Annotated in this window: 15 protein-coding genes; 12 read left to right on the top strand and 3 right to left on the bottom strand. The window is 40.7% G+C overall.

Annotated elements, in window-relative coordinates; translation table 11 throughout:
- Positions 1-161 precede the first annotated feature (161 nt).
- The 6 genes from FTU98_RS06770 (at position 162) to FTU98_RS06745 (ending at position 5,950) form a co-directional block, all read left to right on the top strand.
- Positions 162-1,808 (top strand): AMP-binding protein, encoded by a 1,647-nt coding sequence (locus FTU98_RS06770; protein WP_131260808.1) that lies wholly within the window; start codon positions 162-164, stop codon positions 1,806-1,808.
- A 255-nt stretch (positions 1,809-2,063) separates the two neighbouring features.
- Positions 2,064-2,774: a hypothetical protein gene (locus FTU98_RS06765; protein WP_004973205.1), complete on the top strand. Its 711-nt coding sequence runs from the start codon at positions 2,064-2,066 to the stop codon at positions 2,772-2,774.
- Between the two features lie 163 nt (positions 2,775-2,937).
- Complete coding sequence (locus FTU98_RS06760; protein ID WP_167846466.1) at positions 2,938-3,666, top strand: HesA/MoeB/ThiF family protein; 729 nt, start codon at positions 2,938-2,940, stop codon at positions 3,664-3,666.
- A 58-nt stretch (positions 3,667-3,724) separates the two neighbouring features.
- Positions 3,725-5,023 carry an AarF/ABC1/UbiB kinase family protein gene (locus tag FTU98_RS06755; protein WP_167846465.1) on the top strand — a complete coding sequence of 433 codons (1,299 nt, stop codon included), beginning with the start codon at positions 3,725-3,727 and terminating at the stop codon, positions 5,021-5,023.
- 152 nt (positions 5,024-5,175) lie between these two features.
- Positions 5,176-5,556, top strand: coding sequence for a dihydroneopterin aldolase (gene folB / locus FTU98_RS06750; RefSeq protein ID WP_019838257.1), 381 nt, complete (start codon positions 5,176-5,178; stop codon positions 5,554-5,556).
- Positions 5,513-5,950 (top strand): 2-amino-4-hydroxy-6-hydroxymethyldihydropteridine diphosphokinase, encoded by a 438-nt coding sequence (locus FTU98_RS06745; RefSeq protein ID WP_167846061.1) that lies wholly within the window; start codon positions 5,513-5,515, stop codon positions 5,948-5,950. The genes folB and FTU98_RS06745 overlap by 44 nt, the downstream gene beginning before the upstream one ends.
- Before the next feature lie 313 nt (positions 5,951-6,263).
- Here FTU98_RS06745 and coq7 read toward each other — a convergent pair whose 3' ends face one another.
- On the bottom strand, positions 6,264-6,899 hold the full coding sequence (coq7, locus tag FTU98_RS06740) for a 2-polyprenyl-3-methyl-6-methoxy-1,4-benzoquinone monooxygenase (RefSeq protein ID WP_004973212.1): 636 nt from the start codon (positions 6,897-6,899) through the stop codon (positions 6,264-6,266).
- A gap of 4 nt (positions 6,900-6,903) precedes the next feature.
- Entirely contained in the window at positions 6,904-8,223 is a 1,320-nt protein-coding gene (locus FTU98_RS06735; protein WP_180050775.1) for an MFS transporter, read from the bottom strand.
- A 172-nt stretch (positions 8,224-8,395) separates the two neighbouring features.
- Here FTU98_RS06735 and FTU98_RS06730 point away from each other — a divergent pair, with 172 nt between their 5' ends.
- The 6 genes from FTU98_RS06730 to FTU98_RS06705 all read left to right on the top strand — a co-directional run bounded on the left by FTU98_RS06730 (position 8,396) and on the right by FTU98_RS06705 (position 20,854).
- Positions 8,396-11,200, top strand: coding sequence for an autotransporter assembly complex family protein (locus FTU98_RS06730; RefSeq protein WP_180043861.1), 2,805 nt, complete (start codon positions 8,396-8,398; stop codon positions 11,198-11,200).
- A gap of 21 nt (positions 11,201-11,221) precedes the next feature.
- Positions 11,222-15,733, top strand: coding sequence for a translocation/assembly module TamB domain-containing protein (locus FTU98_RS06725; protein WP_180008503.1), 4,512 nt, complete (start codon positions 11,222-11,224; stop codon positions 15,731-15,733).
- A 114-nt stretch (positions 15,734-15,847) separates the two neighbouring features.
- Positions 15,848-16,207, top strand: coding sequence for a hypothetical protein (locus FTU98_RS06720; RefSeq protein ID WP_004973219.1), 360 nt, complete (start codon positions 15,848-15,850; stop codon positions 16,205-16,207).
- A gap of 202 nt (positions 16,208-16,409) precedes the next feature.
- Entirely contained in the window at positions 16,410-16,679 is a 270-nt protein-coding gene (locus tag FTU98_RS06715) for a hypothetical protein (RefSeq protein ID WP_004973220.1), read from the top strand.
- A 296-nt stretch (positions 16,680-16,975) separates the two neighbouring features.
- Positions 16,976-19,615 carry a bifunctional aconitate hydratase 2/2-methylisocitrate dehydratase gene (locus tag FTU98_RS06710; protein ID WP_096900892.1) on the top strand — a complete coding sequence of 880 codons (2,640 nt, stop codon included), beginning with the start codon at positions 16,976-16,978 and terminating at the stop codon, positions 19,613-19,615.
- Positions 19,616-20,122: 507 nt separating this feature from the next.
- Positions 20,123-20,854, top strand: coding sequence for a hypothetical protein (locus FTU98_RS06705; protein ID WP_004973230.1), 732 nt, complete (start codon positions 20,123-20,125; stop codon positions 20,852-20,854).
- Positions 20,855-20,968: 114 nt separating this feature from the next.
- Here the strand turns inward: FTU98_RS06705 and FTU98_RS06700 are convergent, their stop codons facing one another.
- Positions 20,969-22,126 (bottom strand): hypothetical protein, encoded by a 1,158-nt coding sequence (locus FTU98_RS06700; protein WP_180037893.1) that lies wholly within the window; start codon positions 22,124-22,126, stop codon positions 20,969-20,971.
- Between the last annotated feature and the right edge of the window lie 20 nt (positions 22,127-22,146).

Below are 22,146 nucleotides of genomic sequence, written 5' to 3'. Positions count from 1 at the left end.
GATCATGTCGTGATTGCGTTGCATGATCGACTTCAACACAGCAAACCTAATTTAAATTTTAAAGAGCGATTCAATCCTAACTTGTAAAAACGGTTAAAACAATAACGCATATTGCTGCAAATGAATTGCAGTGTCATCAGTTTAAGACGGAGCTTAAAAGAATGAAAACTTTGCAAGAGGCATATCAACAGTTTGATATTGAGCAACTGATTCAAACCCAATTGGCAGGAACGCCAACGGCACTTAATGCCTATGAAGAATGTTGCGGACGCTATACGGGTACTCAACAAACTGCCTTAATTTGGGAAGGCAAACACGGTCAAACTGCATCGTGGACATTTGATCAACTGGCAGAAGCATCTGGAAAATTGGCAAATTATTTTACTCAACTGGGCTTAAAAGCAGGTGATTGTATTGCAGGATTATTGCCGCGTACGCCTGAATTGTTAATTACGGTTTTTGCCACATGGCGCATTGGGGCAGTGTATCAGCCTTTATTTACAGCCTTTGAATCTAAAGCGATTGAGCACCGTATTCAAACTGCAAAGACGCAGCTCATTGTGACCAATACTGAGCAGCGTCCAAAACTAAATGCCTTGTCTAATGTGAAAATTTTAACTGTGGACGCAGCAAATCAAGCTCAAAACCATGATACAGATTTTTGGCAAGTTCTAAGCACTCAAGACACTTACTTTGAAACCGTGTATCGCAGTTTTGAAGATGATTTTCTGATGATGTTTACATCAGGCACTACGGGTTTAGCTAAATCTGTACCTGTGCCTTTAAAAGCCATTGTGGCATTTAAAGGTTATATGCAGCATGCAGTCGATTTAAGAGCAGAAGATTCATTTTGGAATTTAGCCGACCCTGGTTGGGCTTATGGCTTGTATTACGGTATTACAGGGCCACTGAGTTTGGGGCATAGCATTATTATGGATGAACGTCCATTTAGTGTTGATCATGCACTGGAAATTATCCGTAAATATCAGGTGAGTAATTTAACAGGTTCACCAACCGCATTTAGAATGTTCTTTGGTTTTAAAGAAAAGTTTGATGGTGATATTCAACGACATCTGCGTGTGGTTAGCAGTGCAGGCGAGCCGCTCACACCAGAAGTGATTCATTGGTTTAAGCATGATTTACAAGTCAATATTTATGATCAATATGGACAAACCGAATTGGGGATGGTGATTGCCAATCATCATGCACTGGAACATCAGAAAAAAGTAGGTTCTGCGGGTTATGCTATTCCCGGACATCGTTTCGCGGTTTTAAATGCACAGCATCAGGAAGTCGCTCACGGCGAAATTGGCACACTTGCACTGGATGAATCACAATCGCCTTTAATGTGGTTCAAAGGTTACGATGGGGATGACCGTAAATCATTTGTGGGACAGTATTATTTAACGGGTGATACGGTACGTTTAAATGAATTTGGTGGGATTGATTTTATTGGTCGTGCAGACGATGTCATTACAACTTCGGGTTATCGTGTCGGGCCTTTTGATGTAGAAAGTACTTTGCTTGAATGTGAGGAAGTGCTTGAATCCGCAGTAATTGGTAAGCCAGACCCAGAGCGTACAGAAGTGGTAAAAGCCTTTGTGGTGTTAAAAAATCAATATCAACCAAGCACTGCATTGCAGGAAAAGCTGCAACAGTATGTGCGTTCACGCTTATCGAAACATGCCTATCCTAAAGAAATTGAATTTGTCAGCAGTTTGCCTAAAACATCCAGTGGAAAAATTCAGCGTAATTTATTGAAGCAACAAGAAATTGCAAAACAAAATGCTTTTAAAAAAGTGAGCTAAATTCAGCCAATAGGCCCTGTTAATTATTGCGCCATAAGAAAAACGCCATTCATACAGATTGGCGTTTTTTTAAATCTGTATTCTTTATTTAAACCACCCGATTATGCAAGCACGAACTCAATCGATAGAAAATGTGTGCATCATATTGGTGATGTGATATTTTCAACTTTATGCTGACACAATGAACAAGGCTGCATGTACTTCGATTACGATAAAAGCATGTAGGCAGCGCAATACATATTGGGGGAGAACATCATGGTAACAGCTCATTTAAATTTCACGCAGCCGTCAAAGCGGATATTTACGAAGTCGATATGGATGGGCGCAGCTTTACTGTTGTGTGCCTCTGGCAGTTATGCACAAAACTGGAACCCAGCGCCAACTGCTGAAAGTACAGCCTATTCCAGCTATCCAGCAGCAAAAACGCCACAAAAAAATTATGCAGTCTTTGCCGAATACGCCAATTTTGAAGCAGATTTTGACAGTGGCGATACAGTAGAACTAGATGGTTTTGCTTTGGGTGTTTCCACCACGCCACATCGCTCAGGTTTTTATGGCAGATTGGAATTCTTAAAAAACAATGAATACGATTTGGATTATTATGAATTCAATATGGGTGGGAATTTAAACCTGATCAGCTATCATGGTTTTTATTTCAATACATACGCAGGTCTAGGTTATAGCGGCGCAAGTTCAAAGCTGCTTGCCAATGATGTCAATTTTGTCACTTTACCTGTGGGCGTAGAAGTCGGTTTGAACTTTGTTCCTGATTTCTCGATTTACGCCACTGCCGGTTATAAATGGTTATATGACAGCACCTCGAATACCACCTGTAAAGATGGGACAACCTCAGACAAAGTCGGGAATACGGCATGTTACTGGAATGGTGGAATTGCCTATTATAATGAATATATAGGCGATGCCGATGGCGTTACTTATAACGTAGGCATGCGGATGCACTTTTAAGCAAGTCGTTGCACATCTCCATCTGTTCAAATACGCAACAATTCAACCGCCGTCATGGCGGTTTGCTTTGAATACCCGTTATACTTGGCGTTTTGGTTTTGCAGAATAGGGCATTTTCTTGGAAAGCATATTCGATACTCAGTTGGAATTGAGCGATGCAGAAATGCATCTATATAGCCGACAAATTTTATTGGATGGCTGGGATATTGAAGCCCAAGAAAAATTAAAACTGGCCAACGTACTTGTTGTGGGGGGTGGCGGGATTGGCTGTTTAAGCGCAGAATTACTTGCACGTGCAGGCGTGGGAAAAATCACTCTGATTGATGCTGATGTGATTGAAACCAGTAATTTGCAACGACAAATCGCCTATACCCCCGCAGATTTAGGCTTTTATAAGGCCGAAATTCTCGCAAAAAGATTAATGCAAATTAATCCTTATATCGAGATTGTTTGTTTAACCACGCTGTTAGATGCGCAAAATGCAGGCACTTTAGTTGCCCAACAAGACCTAGTTTTAGATGGTTGTGATAATTTCAGTACCCGATATTTGGTCAATCAATATTGCCGACAATTGAATGTACCTTTACTCAGTGCCTCTGCCATTGGTTTTCAAGGGCAAATGTTCATGGTCGAAGGTGATTCTGCTTGCTATGAATGTCTGTTCCCGAAAGAACAACATGCCAATGAAAGTTTGCGCTGCGCTGACAGTGGCGTATTGGCAACCACTCCCAACGTCATGGCCAGTTTACAAGCGCATCATGCCTTATTGTACTTGGGTTTGGGCAACACCGCGCTGAAACAAAAGCTATTACTTTGGGATGGTTTAAGCATGAAACAACGCTTATTGTCGTTTGATCAAGACCACAACTGTCCAGTTTGTCAGGCAAGATAGCCTTTTTACTTGGCAATTTTTTGTTAAACTCTCACTACTTTAATATGACTCAGACATGATGAAAAATAATATCTGGTTAGATGGTTTACGTTCAGTTGCTCGCATGGGTGAAACTGCCGTAGTGGCAGCCAAAGCAGGCATTAAATATGCCACTGAAAAGCCAAGTAATGCCAAACTCATGCGCGAAACATTTGAATCTTTAGGTTCAACCTACATTAAACTTGGGCAGTTTATTGCCAGTACACCGTCATTGTTCCCGCGTGAATATGTCGAAGAATTTCAAGGTTGTTTAGACCAAACTCCAACTTTACCGTTTAGCTATGTACAGCAAGTATTGGCATCTGAATTTGCAGGGCGCAATTTAGATGAAATATTTGCCTCAATAGATGAAAAGCCTTTAGCTTCAGCATCTATCGCACAAGTACATGCTGCAAAATTGGTGAGTGGCGAAGATGTAGTGATTAAAGTGCAAAAACCGGGTGTAGAAACCATTCTCTATACCGATTTAAACGTCTTGCACTGGGCGACTAAACTGCTCGAAAAAGCTGTACCTAAAGTCAAATTTGCGTCATTGGCCGATATTGTCGAAGAAATCAAAACCCGTATGGTGCGTGAAGTCGACTTTATTGAAGAAGCGCGTAACCTAGATGATTTTATTAATTATCTGAATTTGACCCAAAACAAAAAAGCCACTGCACCTAAGGTCTATCATCAATATTCCACCCGTCGCGTATTGACCATGCAGCGTTTGTATGGCGTACCTTTGACCGATTTTGACGTGGTGAAACAAGTATCTAACGACCCATCGCAAGTGTTGATTACTGCCATGAATACATGGTTTGGTAGCTTGATGATGTGTAACAGTTTCCATGCCGATTTACACGCAGGCAACCTGATGTTGCTTGAAGATGGGCGTGTCGGCTTTATTGATTTTGGTATTGTTGGACAGCTGAATCCTGAAGTGTGGACTGCATGTATGGCTTTTATGGATGCTCTACAAAATACCAACTACACGCTTATGGCTGAAAATATGCTCAAAATGGGCATGACCGACAAGCAAATTGATACTCAGGTTTTGGCAGCAGATTTAGAGCGTTTATTTAGTGGCGTATTGCTGGCCGATCCTCAAGAGTTGCTGACTTCTAACCCTGCCGATTTAAATGACATTATGCTCGATATGGTTGCTGTGGGTGAGCGTCATGGGATTCGTTTCCCGCGTGACTTTGCTTTACTGTTCAAGCAAATGCTGTACTTTGACCGTTTCATGCGCGTTTTAGCACCTTATACCGATATTTATGCCGATCAACGATTGCAGATGGTACAAAGCATTGATCCGAATTTGTTGTTAAAGCATTAATTATCCATATTGGGCGAATCAAGCCTTCTGGTTGCATATTTTAAAGCCACCGATCTTTTGTTTTATGAGTTCAGTGTGGCTTTAAAATACGGCAAATATCCCTTTCAATAGACAGAGATAGAAGGATTTAAAATGAAATATAGAGTGTGGTCATGGATGCAATTATCATTGAAGGCTTAAAGGTGGAAACAGTCGTCGGCTGTTTTGCATGGGAGCGTCAAATTCAACAACCACTCATGTTGGATTTGATCATTGCCACCAATTTAAGCCAAGCTGCAGCTTCAGATGAGTTGCAAGACACGCTCAATTATGCAGAAATTTGCAGCATTTCAGCGCAAGTGATTCAGCAGGCTGCACCCAAATTGATTGAGCATGCAGCACAATTGGTATTGGATGCACTTTTTACGACTTTTGCCGCAGTTGAATCCATTACCATCACCATTCGCAAACCTGCCATTATTCCAGAAGCCAATTCTGTAGGAATTCGTCTTGAACGCCACCGAAACGATTTTTGCTCTCGCTTTGGCGAGTAACTGCGAAGCACCACGTCAGTTTAAAAGTGCCTATCAGCAAATTGCTGCATTGGGTGAAGTGCAATTTTCGCATATTTATCTGATTCCATGCCGTGATGGGATTGGTGCAGACTATTGGAATTCTGCTTGTTTGCTAAAAAGCCGTTTAAGCTTTGAGCATCTAAACGTCATCCTTAAGGAATTGGAAGTTGCAGCAGGGCGTGTGCGCCCATCGCATGACATTCCGCTGGATATTGATATTATTGCGTGGGGTGAAAATTTAGCTCAAATGCAATTCAATCCGAAAAAAATGCCACTTGCTTTAGATGTTAAAATTCCAATGTGGGATATTTGGCAAGATGAGGCTTTTGTGCATTCTGCGCATGACTATCCCATTGTGAGTTGTGAAGAGTAAATCAGCCAGTAAAATTGGCAGATCAGTGATGCATTTTTAAATTTTGGCTGTGAAACGTGATCTGATTTCGGCTTACATCATTGTGTCATATCTTGCTGATATGTTTGTATGAAAAACCATCAAAAATAATATTTTTCTGTATTTATACGGCTTTGCACTTAAAAACTATCCACAAAATCTGCGGATAAATCTTGGGATAACTCAAAATCGGCTCTTTCTCTGTTATTTTTTGATCGTTTTAATCGAGATGTTTTCTATTCCAATGACATAAAAAAACGCCCACAATTGTGAGCGTTTAAGTGTTATCAATTCATTAAATATAATAACTGGTCTTGGTCATGAGCTTGGAAATCGCAGTCATGGTCAAACGTACAGGTACAGGCAAATCTACACCACCTGCTTTGAGCGCCGTATCGCGATGATGCAATTCATCTTCATTCATTTGGACTAGAATTTTACGTGAACGATCATCTTGTTCAGGCAATTGGCTAATATGATGTTCTAAATGCAAGCTGACTTGACGTTCAGTTTCTGCCACAAAACCCAAACTGTATTTATCGCCCGCAATACCTGCAATTGCACCCATCCCAAAAGACAAGCCATACCATACAGGATTAAGCAAACTGGTGTGACTGTCTAACTCTTTTAAGCGGTCTTCGCACCACGCCAAATGGTCTTGTTCTTCAATTGCAGCCTGTTCCATTTCACGACGTACATTGGGCAATTTCGCAGTTAAAGCCTGACCGTGATATAAGGCTTGTGCACAGACTTCACCACTATGGTTTACTCGCATTAAGCCTGCAACATGACGTGCTTCACTCACAGCCAATTTGGTTTCAACCGTATTGCCCGGGTTTTCACGTTGAGCCGAAGTTGTGCCAGGTACTAAACTACGTAAGGCTTGGTCAAATGAATGAATAAACTTGTCGATGCCTGTGTAATGACGCATGAAATTAATCCTCCAAAGAGTCCTGTGCAGTATCTAACATTGGCTTGAGCTTTAACAAGAGCCAAAAGGTGAAAACAGCACTTAAAACAGCCGTAATACTAAATAAAATTTTTAAATCAATTTTTAAAATGCTTAAAATTAAAATCGAAAAAATGGCAGATGACACCATAAATACCGCATTTAAAATATTGTTGGCTGCGACCACACGTGCGCGGTGCGAGCGAGGGGAATAGGCTTGCATCATGGCATACAAGGGCACAATGTAAAAACCGCCACTAATGCCCAGTAAAGTGACTGCACACATGACATGATAATAACTCCAGCCTTGCTGAAAGACTTCGGCTAAGCCCAGTAGTGCGCCTGTTTTTTCTGGTACAAAAGCCAATGTGCCTGCCAAATAAAAAGCAAAGACGGTTAAACCGACTGCGCCAATAGGCACCATTTTAATATTGACCTCGGTACCGCCTATTTTACGGCAGAGCAAAGAACCTACGCCAATACCGACAGAAAAGAGTGTCAGTAATAAACTCACCACATTTTCAGAAGCATGCAAGTTTTGTTGAGTGAGTTGTGGAATTTGGGTTAAATACGTTGCCCCATAAAACCAATACCAAGAGTTTCCAAGTAAGATCAAAAAAATCATCGGCAGGCTTTTGGCATATTTTAAAGTCTGGAAACTGGTGCGGAAAAAATTCCAGTCAATTTGAATGTCGGGTGCCGTGACGCGCTGCGTCAGCACAAAACGACTTGAGGCATAACCAATTAGTGCAATAATCACCACAGTTAAGCTAATCCAGACTAAATTGCCTGCAGATACTGAAATCACTGCACCGCCTAAAATCATCCCCAATAAAATTGCAATGGATGTACCTGACTGGAAAATTGCATTGCCTGACATCAGTTCATGCGGTTTGAGTACTTCAGGCATAATGGCATATTTGATTGGGCCAAAAAAGGTCGATTGTGCACCCATTAAAAACAAGGCCATCAGCAACAGCCACAAATTTCCTAAAATAAAACCAACGGTACCAATCAGCATGATGATAATTTCAAGCAGTTTGATGGCACGTACCAATTGAGCGCGTTCATACTTGTCTGCCAATTGTCCTGCGGTGGCAGAAAAAATGAAATAGGGCAAAATAAACAGCAGGGCTGCCAAATTGTTCAGGGTGCTGACATTTGCAGATTGTTGGCTAATCCAGCCATAGGTAAAGACCAAAAGCAGCGCTTGTTTATACACATTATCATTGAGTGCGCCAAAAAATTGAGTGAGAAACATCGGCAAAAAGCGACGACTCTTTAACAAATGTTCATTTTTTTTCATGCGTGATTAACTTCGTTTAGTTTTATTAAGAAATGTGACCACTTGATATAATTGTACAGAAAATCATGTATGATGTTTCAAGTATTTCACTAATGAAAAAATCGAACAAATAGTGTTTATACGTGGGTTGATTGGGGTTTATCCAAAAAATTAAATCAGTTTAGAGTTTTTTATGCTTGTAAATACAAACTTTAAAAAATCAGTACTGTGTTCCAGTATGCATGCAATTTTATGCTGGAATATGCCGAAAAAGCTCGGACTAAGTCTGTTTTTAGGTTTAGTTGCATCCTCAAGTTTTGCAGAAAGTCTTAAGGTATCTAACTCCAACACCCAACTCGCTGAAAATCCTACATCACTGCAGACTCCAACTACAGAAGAAGCACAAAATTTAGCTGAAGAAATTAAACAACTGGCAGCAGCACAAGGTAAAGACAGTGCCCAAGATCTACAAAAAATAGAAGAAGCTTTAGAGCAAGCGCAAACACCTGAATTTAATAGTCTAGAAATGCTGCAACAGCAACAACAGGCAGGGGCATCTTTTGCTGAATTTCAGCCTATCGAATTTGAAGACTTAGAAGATTTACCCATTGCACCTGTAGATCAGGGGCTTGCCAATGAAATTTTTCAGGTGGCAGAACAAGCCAAACAAGAAGCGATGCTAGACCGCAATGGTCAAGTGCCAGAAACGTTGGTTCAAGACGCAACACAGCAGGAGCTACTGCAAATTGATCAAGCGCCTGTAAATGTCGATCAGCTCATAACCAATATTCAGGCAGACAGTAATTTTGTAGTGGAAGCCAATCCTAACGATACCTTAATGACTGAATTGGGCTGGATGACGCAGGTCGAAAATGCCGATAAACCCGGTTTTTTCAGACGTTTACTGTATAAAGTCCGTCCACCGCGTGAGCTAAACACAGCCAAAGTGCCGCGTATTAGTGCAGATGTAGTCATTACCGCAAATGGCGCCAATGGTACACAAAACTCAATTGGAGAAGTGTCGCCCGATGCTTATCGTACAGCGGTGGATCATTTAAGTGCCAATATTAAGGCCAAACTTTCCAGTTTTACCCAGGAATCTTTTGCAGATTTTCCATCGGCATTGCCGCAACTGCGTACGTTGTCAAATCAGGCTGCGCAGGCGGTGGGTTTTTATAATGCCGAGTTTAAGTTTGAAAAACTCAGTGATAGCCGCGTGCGTGTGCAGGTTGTGCCAAATCCACCTGTGGCGATTAAACAGCAAAATATTGAATTTACAGGTGAAGGACAATACGAGGCACAATTTCAGGTTATTGGTGTCTTGCCTGATCAAGAAGTAGATGATGTGTTTAATCATGGTTTGTATGAGCAAACCAAAAAACGAATTACCGATGCCGCTTCAGATAACGGTTATTTTGACAGTTACTGGCGTTTGCATGACGTTAAAGTCGCTCAACCTCAAAATACAGCCGATATCAATTTACGTTATGAAACAGGCGAGCGTTATAAACTCGGAAATGTTGAATTTCGTATGAGCGATCCAAATCAAGAATTCCCTTTGGATATGGATATTCTGCAAAGTATGGTCACTTGGCAGGACAATGCTGACTATACTTTTTGGCGTGTAAATGGTTTGGCCAATAACCTCACCAACTCGCGTTATTTCAACTACACCTTGGTTGATACAATTCGCCCTGATCCTGTCGAGTATCCTTTGGAATTACCGCCTGATATTCAGGCTTTGGTCGATCAACAAAAACTCTCTGTTTACGATGCCACAGTCGTCGATCAAAAACGGGTGGTGTCATCTCAGGAAGTGACGCAATCTGTGGTGAATGAAGCTGAGTTTGCAGGCACAGAAGAAGGTGCGAGCAACGATAAGCTGCGCATGCTACAAGCACAGCAAGAAGACAAACAATCAGAAGAAGAACGCTTAAAACAACAGGCACGTATCGACAAAAAAATTCCTGTGATTGTGACTTTAAATGCAGACCGCTTAAATAGTGCCGAAGTCGGTGCGGGTTACGGAACTGACACAGGCGTACGTTTGCGTGGGCAATATCGCCGTGCCATTGTCAATAAACGTGGTCACTCTTTCGATGCCAACTTGGAGCTTTCACAAATTCGTCAAGCCATTGATGGACGCTATAACATTCCTTATAACCATCCACTGAATGATTATGTCGCGTTGGTTGGCGGTTATGAGCGTGAAGAACGTGACGATGTTGCACAAGGTGGCGGCTTGATGATTGAATCTGCGGTTGCAGGTGTAGACCGTGTGATTAAAAACCCAATGGGCAGTTGGCAACATACTTTTGGCTTGCGTTATCGACTGGATCGCTTAACTGAAGATGGCACTGTATTTTTGGAAAAAGTGCCTGATGCCTTTATTGCCAATGGTGATGTCGAGCAACAATCGTTATTGCTTGGCTATGAAGTTTCACGTACCGACAGTAACCGTCGTGTTAACCCAAGCAAAGGTTTCCGCCAAATTTATAAAATAGAACTGGGGAGTGAATCACTGCTCAGCGATGCAGATTTAGCCATTCTAAATGCAGGTTGGCGTTTTATTTATTCATTGGGTGAAAATGACGATCATCAGTTTGTCGGACGCAGTGACTTAGGTTATATCTACACCGAAGATTTTAATAAAGTGCCTTATAATTTGCGTTATTTTACTGGTGGTGACCAGTCTTTACGTGGCTTTGACTACAAGTCTTTAACACCACAAATTGAAGGCTTTAAAATTGGAGGTCAGGCTTTGGCGGTTGGTTCATTAGAATATAACTATCAATTTAAAGAGGGGTGGCGCGCAGCAGTATTTAGTGATTTTGGTAATGCTTACGATAAAGACTTTAGCAACGACACCGAATATAGCGTAGGTTTGGGGGTACGTTGGGCATCACCAATTGGCCCAATTCGGATTGATGTGGCTTCTGGTATTTCAGATGATAACCATCCAATCCGTTTACATTTCTTTATTGGCTCTCAACTATAAATTTAAGACTTAGAGATCATTATGGCTGAAGTTGAACAGCAACCAGAAACTCCAGTAACGCCACCTAAAAAGCGTCGAATACTCAGGAGTGTTTTACTGTCACTGCTGTTGATGCTGGTTTTATTGGTGTCCGCTTTGGTGGTGATGTTCTCAACAGACCGTGGCTCAAAGTTCTTATTAGACAGCGTATTGCAGCGCCAAGAAATTATTCATTATGAATATGAAGGCGGTAATTTATGGCGCGGGATTATTCTGCGCAATATCATCGTCAGTTTAAAACCTGTTGATGTCAAAATTGACCGTGCCGATGTCATTCTTGGTTGGCGTGCCATTTTAGATAAAGAAATCCATCTCAATCGTGCCGATGTGCGTAATCTGCGGATTTATCCGAAAGGCCCACCAAGTGATGATCCATTCAAATTCAATGAAATTCGCTTACCTTTTGTTTTGCGTTTAGATACTGCCGATGTCGATCATTTATTGATTCAAACCGCCTCTGGTACGCAGGTCGATTTTTACGATATTGATTTAAATAATGCCTTGTGGTCGGGTACAGAACTGAAATTTGAAGATTCCAATATGGATATGGGATATTTGAATGTACGCAATGCCACAGGCGATATGAAATTTGAAGGTAAATATCCGCTTAATGTGGTGGGTGATTTAAATATTCCCTCTTTACATGACAGCTTAAATATTCACGATATTAAAGTAGTAGGCAAAGGCACACTCGACACGATTCAGGCGGGTGTTGCAACAAATACGCCTGATTTGCTCACGGGATGGGTAGTGTTGCATCCAATGCGTAAGCAAGTGCCAATGTTTGGTGAGTTACAATTTAAAAACTACCGTTGGCCTATTTTGACCGAGCAGGAACTTTTTACCCAAGCAGGTGCAGCTAAATTTAAAGGCGATATCAAGCGTTTAGATATTGATGTCAATACGGATTTGAGCGGTAAACACATCCCTAAAGGTCAATATACAGGTCTGATGTATACCGATTTAGTTCATCAACTGAATATCAGTAATTTAAATGCACAACTTATGCAAGGTGCTGCCAATGTAGCGGGCATTGTCAGTTGGGATAAAAAAGTCAATTGGGATTTAACAGGACGTCTGGATAAAATTAATCCTAAAGATCCACTAATTCCTCAAGTGGTCAAAGACTTTTTACCGCCAAGTTTAGATGCCAATTTAGCATCTAAAGGTCATTTGGAAAAAGGCACACACTTAACTGCACAAGTCGATTTTGACCAATATGAAACTTGGAATTTAAAACTCGATCAAAAACCTGCGCAGGGCAAAGCGGCAAATCCGATGTTGCTTGATGTGCGCTGGAACAACATAGACCGTGCTGTGCCGTATGTGGGTTGGTTAAAAAGTGAATTGGGTGATGTGCAAATGGCCTTGGTAGAAGGTCAGCAAGATATTTTTGTGGCGACCAAAGTCAGCACACATGAAAAAACCATGTTACCTGCAGGTATGTACCAAGCTAAACTGAATTTAAAGAATAATCGCTTAAATATTCCTAATTTTAAATTTGATACCGCAGATAGTCATTTGGCAGGCAGCGCCGTCATTGATTTACCAACCGACAAACGTCAGTTGAAATGGAATGCAGTATTGGCTGCGAAAAACTTTAATCCGCAAAGTATCAGCACCGCAGCACCTGTTAATGTGTTAAATGGGCAGTTTAAAGCCAATGGTTTTGCATTGCCGAATCAGCAAATTATTCATTTGAAAGATATTAATTTGACAGGGCGTTTGGTCAATCAAAATGAAAACGTACATTTAACTGGGCAAAGCACCATCGCTTTATTGTTCCATGATGTGAAAGCTGGTGGTGGCTTTAAAAGTTTTGCCGTGAATTATGATGGTGGGTTAAATGCTAGTGCGATTCAAGGCAGTGAAGGACATTTAAAACTGAAATTATCGGGTACGCCCGAACTAATTAAAATTAGCGACTTACGCCATAATGGTGTTGCAGGGCAAATTGTGGCGGATGGTTTGCTGCATTTGAATAATGGCATAGGTTGGAATTTAAATGCCTCATTAATTCGCTTTAAGCCGCACTATTTTGTGTCCAGTGTGCGTGGTGAATTATCGGGCAATATCCGCACTCAAGGTATTTGGTCAGACACTCAAAAACGGATCAACATTGAACATCTGAATTTGGCAGGCATGCTCAATAATAAACCTGTACGTGGTACGGGGAATTTAGCCATGTTGATTGATGCTAATCAAAAAGGCTTTTTACCACAACAGTTTGAAGCCAATAATCTATTTTTGTCTTATGCCAAAAATCAGTTACAAGCAACGGGGAATGCACAAAATCTGCGTATTAAAGTCAATGCGCCTGCTTTATACGAAATCTATTCAGGTTTACGTGGACGTGCGTATGGCTATATCAATGTGCAGTCGCAGCCACGCTTACAAGCCACTGCCAATTTCGCTGTTGATCAGTTCAGTGTAAATAATATTTTCAGCGTGCGTAAATTGCGCCTACAAGGTGAATTGCCAACCTCTGAAAATACGCCAACGCTGATGACGGCATCCATGGAAAATTTACGCAGTGGCAACCGTGGCATCGAGCAAGGGCAGATTTCTTTAGCAGGTACACGTCAGGCACATATTTTAAAACTAGAAGCCGAAAATAAGCTGAGTAAGTTTTATGTACAATTGGCGGGTGGTTTAAATGCACAAAATGATTGGATGGGACAAATTCAGAAAGGAGATTTTGACTCCTTAAGAACCCACTTGGCACAGCGCCAAAACGCAGCCGTGATTTATCAACATAGAACCAGTGAGTTGTATGTTGGTGCGCATTGTTGGATGAGTCAGCAAAGCCAATTGTGTTTTGATCAACCTATTCGTGTGAGTAAAACCAAAGCCAATGCATCATTTGTGACTCAAAACTTAGACTTAAATGACTTTTCTGCATTTATGCCTGAAGGTTTGGCGATTACAGGCAAGGTTAATGGGTATGCCAAAGCGGCGTGGGCAAAAGGACAGAAGCCAAAAATTGATGCACATTTGGTCACGCGTGATGGCGTCATTGGACTTGCTGCGGACGATCCACAAGATATAGGCTCAACCTTGCGCTATGAACAAGTGGCTGTGGTCGCAAAAAGCATTGCCGAAGGCTTGAAATTACGCATAGATGTGAAAACACCTGAAATTGGTACAGGTTATGCCAATGTGCTGATTGATCCTTACACTAAAAACATGCCAATGCGCGGTGAAATTGCCTTTGATCAGGTACAACTTAAAGTTTTTAAACCGTTTATTGCCGATGTGCGATCAATGGCAGGCATTTTGTCCTTTGCTGGCAAGATCAATGGGACTTTAACTTCACCATTGCTCACAGGTGAAATGCGCCTGAAAGATGGTGCGATCAGCATGATTTCGTTACCTGTAAATCTGACCAATGTGCAGGTCTATTCCTCTATCCGCCAAGATCAAGCCAGCATTAATGGCGCATTTAACAGCGGTGGTGGTGTAGGGCGTTTAACGGGCAGTGTGGATTGGAAAAATGATCCGCGTATTCAGTTAAATTTAAACGGTAAAGACTTATTAATTCGTCAAGCACCGCTAATTACTGCAATGATTACGCCAGATGTATCCTTAGATGTTTTACCTTTCCAGAAAAAACTGAGTTTAAAAGGACGTGTAGATGTACCTCGGGCTTTAATTTCTATGCCTGAAGTATCTGCACCTGTGGTTAACGTGTCTTCGGATGTGCGTGTGGTACATGAAGGACAAGATCAACTGGCATTATTACGTTCAGCTCGTCCATGGGATATTCGTGCCGATCTTGAATTGAATTTGGGTGATCGGGTCATTTTCCAAGGTTTTAATAGCCGTATTCCACTGATTGGACGTTTGTATTTATCTCAACGTGGTTTAGAAACTGCGATGCGTGCCAATGGTGCGATTGGGGTCAGCCAGCGTGTGAAAATTGAAGCCTATGGACAAAGTCTGGATTTGAACCGTGCCATTGCGCGTTTTAATGGCCCAATTTCTAACCCAACTTTAGATATGGATGCCAATAAAAATGTACAGGGCAGCATGGTCGGCTTTAGAGTTACAGGCACAGCCAGCAGTCCGAACATTCAAGTGTATAACGATGCAGGCTTATCTGAACAAGAAGCATTAAATGCTTTGATTACAGGTCGTATCAATGAAGGTACCAGTGGTTTGAGTCAGACCGAAAGCTTTAAGTCAGACGTCAACAATACTATTGCAGCGGCAGGTATTAGTATGGGATTGGGTGGTACACGTGCCTTGACCAATCAAATTGGACGTACATTCGGTTTAAGTGGTTTGGCACTTGATGCCCAAGGTACAGGCGATGATACCCAAGTCAGTTTGACGGGTTATATCACCCCAGACTTGTTTATTCGTTATGGCGTGGGGGTTTTCACACCTGTCAATAAGTTGACTTTGCGTTATCAAATGAATAAACGACTGTATTTGGAAGCTAGTCAAGCTTTAGAACGCGCCGTGGATATTTTCTATAACTGGCGCTTCTAACGGCAACTTCACTTAAAAATGCGTTCAATCAGAGCGCATTTTTTAAGCTTGTACATGGATAGTTTCGTATTTATGCAAACTTTTGATTATCATAAGCACAACAGGAGAGCTTCAATGAAAAAGATTTTGGTGGTGACTGCAGTGCTTGCATTAATGGGCTGTGCAGAAAAGAAACCCTTAACCCCTGAAGAACAATGGCAAGGCTATTGCCGAAGTGTTGGCAATGCTGCGCGTACCATCATGCTAGATCGTCAAAATGCGATTGAAAAAGAACGTGCGATTGAGCATGCCAATAAAATTGAAGATGACATTACTCGTAATTTTATTTTAGAGATTATTGAGCAAGTCTATGCATTGCCACTTGAAGAAATTAATGGTGATGTTGATGCGGCACGTGAAAAAGTCCGTACGCAATTTACTGAAAAATGTATCGCGACACCGCATGATAAAATGCCTGATTACAAGCCGTTCTAAAAGAACGGTTTTTTTATGAATTAAAATTGAAATATGTTTTGTACTTCTACTATCTTTTATCAAAAAATAGCCTAAGTGAATCAAACGTCTAAAACTAAAATAAATAACAAATAAATTGTGACAAGTTCTAAATCTTAAAACTGGCAAAGCTTATCTTTTTCATGAATAATTAAAAACATAACAAAAACAGTAGGAGCGCATAATGGAAGTGGTTGCTTACCTGCATAATGCAGATTTGCTCTTAGAAGATGAACAAGGTGTCGCAGTGATTGGCGGCAGTCATTATGTTTTAAGTTTAGGTGATCGGGTGTATTTACGTCAGCAAATTGATGCACCTGCAAAGATATATCAAGTTCAAATTTCGTTTACCAGTGCAGAACATTGCATGCTGCATGAAGATGAAATTCAACTCAAGTTTGAAGGTAGTCGTGAACAATTACAGCACTATCTTCAAGCTACGACAGTACACTAAGGTGGAATATCATTCATTCATTAGAACAGGCAACATGAGCGTTGCCTTTTTTACGAGTTAAACTTTAGGCGAAAAGTTAGTGTACATACAGACAAAGTTAAAATTAAGTCGTGTTTTGCCTGTAAATTGAACAATATGCGCATCATTTAGTTATAAAATAATGGGCATCACAAAGAAACACTCTAGTTGCATTAACTTTTAACCTGAAGTTTAGTAAAATTTTGCAGTCCATATTGTTTGTGATGCTTTAAAAGCAGGAATTCACAAATAATTTTTTAAAAAAGAGGAATAACACCGTGCTAGAAGCTTACCGCCAACACGTTGAAGAACGTGCCGCACTCGGAGTCCCACCGAAGCCACTTGATGATGTGCAAACAGCTGCATTAGTTGAATTATTAAAAAATCCACCAGCAGGCGAAGAAGCTTATTTGGTTGATTTGATTGAAAACCGTGTACCTGCAGGTGTTGACCAAGCGGCATACGTTAAAGCTGCTTTCTTAGCTGCTGTAGCAAAAGGTGAAGCAACCTCTCCACTCGTTTCTAAAGAACGTGCAGTTTACTTACTAGGCACAATGCTTGGTGGTTATAACGTAGCACCTTTAGTAGAGCTTTTAGACAATGCTGAATTGGCTGGCTTAGCAGCTGAAGCATTGAAAAATACTTTGCTTGTATTTGATGCGTTCCATGACGTAGCAGACAAAGCAAAAGCAGGTAACGAAAACGCGAAAGCAGTTTTACAATCTTGGGCTGATGCTGAATGGTTCACTAGCCGTAAAGATGTACCTGAAGAAATCAAACTTACAGTGTTTAAAGTTACTGGCGAAACCAACACTGACGACTTGTCACCTGCACAAGACGCTTGGAGCCGTCCAGACATTCCATTGCACGCAAATGCAATGTTGAAAAACGTACGTGATGGCATCAACCCAGAAGTTCCTGGTGAAGTTGGTCCATTAAACCAAATCAAAGACCTTATCGCGAAAGGCAACCAAGTTGCTTACGTGGGTGACGTTGTTGGTACAGGTTCTTCTCGTAAGTCTGCAACTAACTCTGTACTTTGGTTCTTCGGTGATGAAATCGCGCACATTCCAAACAAAAAAGATGGCGGCTACTGCTTAGGTGGTAAAATTGCGCCAATCTTCTTTAACACAATGGAAGATGCGGGTGCTTTACCAGTAGAAATCGACGTTTCTAATATGAACATGGGTGATGAAATCACTCTTAAAATCGACCATGCCGCTGCTAAAGTAACAGCGTTCAAAGACGGCGCACAAATCGCTGAATCTGAACTTAAAACTCCAGTGCTTCTAGACGAAGTACGTGCAGGCGGTCGTATTAACTTGATCGTTGGTCGTGGTTTGACAGCTAAAGCGCGTGAAGCTTTAGGTCTTGCACCATCTACTTTGTTCCGTACTCCAGTACAACCTGAAAACACAGGCAAAGGCTTCACTCAAGCTCAAAAAATGGTAGGTCGCGCTTGTGGTCTTCCAGAAGGTCAAGGTGTTCGTCCAGGTACTTACTGCGAACCTAAGATGACTACTGTTGGTTCTCAAGATACAACAGGTCCAATGACACGTGACGAATTAAAAGATTTAGCTTGTTTAGGTTTCTCTGCAGACTTAGTAATGCAATCTTTCTGTCACACAGCTGCGTATCCAAAACCAGTTGACGTTCAAATGCAACACACGCTTCCTGACTTCATCATGAACCGTGGTGGTGTTTCTTTACGTCCAGGTGACGGTATTATCCACTCTTGGTTAAACCGTATGCTTCTTCCAGATACAGTAGGTACTGGTGGTGACTCGCATACTCGTTTCCCAATTGGTATTTCTTTCCCAGCGGGTTCTGGTCTTGTAGCGTTCGCTGCAGCAACTGGTGTTATGCCACTTGACATGCCTGAGTCTGTACTTGTGAAGTTCAAAGGTAAAATGCAGCCTGGTATCACTTTACGTGACCTTGTACATGCGATTCCTTACTACGCAATTAAAGAAGGTGACTTAACTGTAGAGAAGAAAGGTAAGAAAAACATCTTCTCTGGTCGTATCTTAGAAATCGACTTAACAGAAATGGAAACTGATTTAACAGTTGAACAAGCATTTGAATTGTCTGATGCTTCTGCTGAGCGTTCAGCTGCAGGTTGTTCTATCACACTTTCTGAAGAGAAAGTTGCTGAATACCTTCGTTCAAACATCACCATGCTTAAGTGGATGATTTCTGAAGGTTATGGCGATGCGCGTACTATGGCTCGTCGTGTTGAGAACATGGAAAAATGGTTAGCGAACCCATCACTTCTTAAAGCTGATGCTGACGCTGAATACACTAAAGTGTATGAAATTGACCTTGCAGACATCAAAGAACCAATCCTTTGCTGCCCGAACGACCCAGATGATGCAAAACTTCTTTCTGACGTTCAAGGTGACAAAATTGATGAAGTGTTCATCGGATCTTGTATGACAAACATCGGCCACTTCCGTGCTGCTGGTAAGTTATTAGACAAAGTTCCTGGTGGTTCTTTATCTACTCGTCTATGGTTAGCGCCTCCAACTCGTATGGACGAGCGTCAACTTATGGAAGAAGGCTTCTATAACACTTACGGTAAAGCGGGTGCGCGTACAGAAATGCCAGGTTGTTCATTATGTATGGGTAACCAAGCACGTGTAGCACCGAACACAACTGTAGTATCTACTTCTACACGTAACTTCCCGAACCGTTTAGGTCAAGGTGCAAACGTTTACTTAGCTTCTGCTGAGCTTGCATCTGTTGCAGCGGTACTTGGTAAGTTACCAACACCAGAAGAATACCAACAGTACGCTTCTCAAATCGACAGCATGTCTGCTGACATCTACAAGTACTTGAACTTTGACCAGATGGAAAGCTACACAGACGCTGCTGCGAATGTAGACACCAAGAAAATTGCTGCTGCTCAGTTGACCTAAGTTAGGAAAAGCAAACGCAAGAGCAAATCTATGATTTGTTCGAGTGTTGAGCGATAAGCAAGATCAATTAAGGGCTGATTATTCAGCCCTTATTTTTATGTGTAAAATTTCAATCTAATAATGAATGACATTTAAAACAGCATAGATTGTGATATTTCAGCTTGCCTAGCTGATTTTAAAAATAGGGGCGTAAGCTATGAAATAAATTAGGATTTAACTTATTAAAACAATATAAATTTGCCTATCAATACCGTTCGTCATAAAATAATGTAAACTGCGTCACAAAATATAATGGATTAATGCTGGTATTCAATTTTAATTATAATTTTTGGTAAAAACTTTATTGAAATGAACTGCTTAGTTTTAATTTTAATGAAATTGGATATTTTTTAATAACTTACTATAATGATTGTAAAATTATGTAATTAAAATGTGTCATATTATTAATGCATTGACCAATTAAAAAAATTTTGCGTCTCTCTTTAAATATGAAACTGGGTTGTTTTTATGAATTTAATAGAAACAGTTTTTGACTTTAAAGCGCTTTCAATGCAGCAGCAATCGTATTTTTTTGAAAAAATTTATCAATTCGATCAAAAAATCTTTCCAAATTCGAGTTTAGAAGAATTTAAAGCCTTTGTTTATGACCCCGATGCAATCGCAGTCACGGTTATTCAATATCATGATCGAGATCAAGTGGTTGGGCAAAATGTTATTCCTTTTATTTTGATTCATTATAATGAACAGCCTATGCATGTGGTCAATTCACGAGCGGGTTTTTTGTCTGAATATCAAAAACAAAATTTGACGATTCCAAGTGCAGTCAAAGCCATGTTGAATCGACGCTTAAAAAATCCATTTATTCCATTGTGGTTTGTGATTAGCATTAATCAACCGAAGATTTATTCTTTGTTTGCTTCGCGTTCTAAAAGTTTTTTCCCAAGAGTCGGGAAAACTATGCCTAAGGAATATCATGAAGTTTTGCAGCTTATGGCGGCACGGTATCCTGAAATTCAAAAGCGCGGTGAAGGCGTATATGTGCATGAAACTCATTCTCCAGCACGAAGTTTTGAGCAACTGATGCATTTGAGAATTCCGCAAGATGTACATTCCAATTTCTTTTTGCAGCACGCGCCTGATTATTTTGATGGTTGGGGCATTATGTGTATTTGTAAATTAGACGGTAAAACTTTATCTGAAACGGCACTCAATTTAGCACTAAACAGAAAAGTGGATTAGGTGCTTATCACATCGAAAAACTGTAATCCTCTGTACGTATCCTGTTGACTCTATACTGCAGTAGATGATGAATTTGGGCAGTGATGGGGTGTAACCATCATCTTCACCAAAGTTTTATTGAGTGAAATAATGATCTTGATGTTTGCAGTTGCGACAAAATAAGGACACATAATTTTCTGCGTCATAATCGACAGTCAGTTCATCCGATCCGCAGTGCATACAGCGTTTAAGTGAATAAAATTTAAGTCGTGCTTCAATTTTTCGCCAAGAACGCCACACAGGTTGAAAGAAAATCCTTTCGTCATAACCCAAAAAGCGGAAGAATAAAATTTCGCTCATATAGCTGAAAGGCAAATTAGGCGGGCGTGGCAGGGTAGAGGTCTCCCATTTTTCAGCCACTGACCGTTCTCGGTATTGCTGCACAGTCTTTTTCAGTAAATTGGTATTAATAAAGTTTTCATTACGCGGTTTGAGTGCTTTTTGTTGGTATAAAAATTCCAAAGCAGTTTGCACCAAGTAATAAATTTGCCCAACCGCCAAGATATCTAAAAGTCGGTAGCAAAAGCTCTGAAAACTATGGTTGCCCGCAATTTGTATTCCCCAAGTCCGACAATAAAATTGCATAAACTGCACAATCTCTTGATACAGCAATAAATACAGCGCATCTTTGACTTCATCTGCTGTTTTGAACGGTGTGCCCATACTCAGATTTTCATAAAACCAATAACGTAATTGTTGTGCAATGCTGAATAAGCTTGGTTCAGAATAACCATCTAAACGGACATTGATATAATATTGCTGCGCATTTTCCGCAAAATCTTTGGCGATTAATATTTGCTCTTTTAGCAAATGTTTGATCATGCCGTGCTGGAAAAAATAGTTGGGGGTAATATTTAAATACTTGATTTTTTCCCAATCTATAAATTCTTCATGTGGAATATGTTCCTGTGCATGCTGATCTAAAATACTCAATAAAAATAATTTATCTATAAAACGCAGCTGATTTAATTCGCGTTCAGGTGCATCCTGTTTTTTGAATTTTTGTTGTTCTTGCAAGCGGGTTTCCGCCATGATTTTTTTGCGTTGTTGGGTACAGCTTGCGCAATGACAGTTTTGTTGTTGGCTATTTTGAAAGATGCGATGTTCACAATGACTACATTGGTGAAAATTTAATTCGTGCTCATATTGTTCTGCTTCTACCCAATACATAGATGCCTGACACAAAGGGCATAATGTGCTTTCATCTAATTGTTTTTGCAGAATTTGTAGCATTGTGAAATAGAAGCTCAAGT

This window comes from Acinetobacter sp. YH12211 (assembly GCF_013418015.1).
In the GTDB taxonomy this organism is placed as follows: Bacteria; Pseudomonadota; Gammaproteobacteria; order Pseudomonadales; family Moraxellaceae; genus Acinetobacter; species Acinetobacter towneri.
The sequence above is the reverse complement of the archived record's forward strand: the minus strand, read 5'-3'. Positions and strand labels throughout refer to the sequence as shown.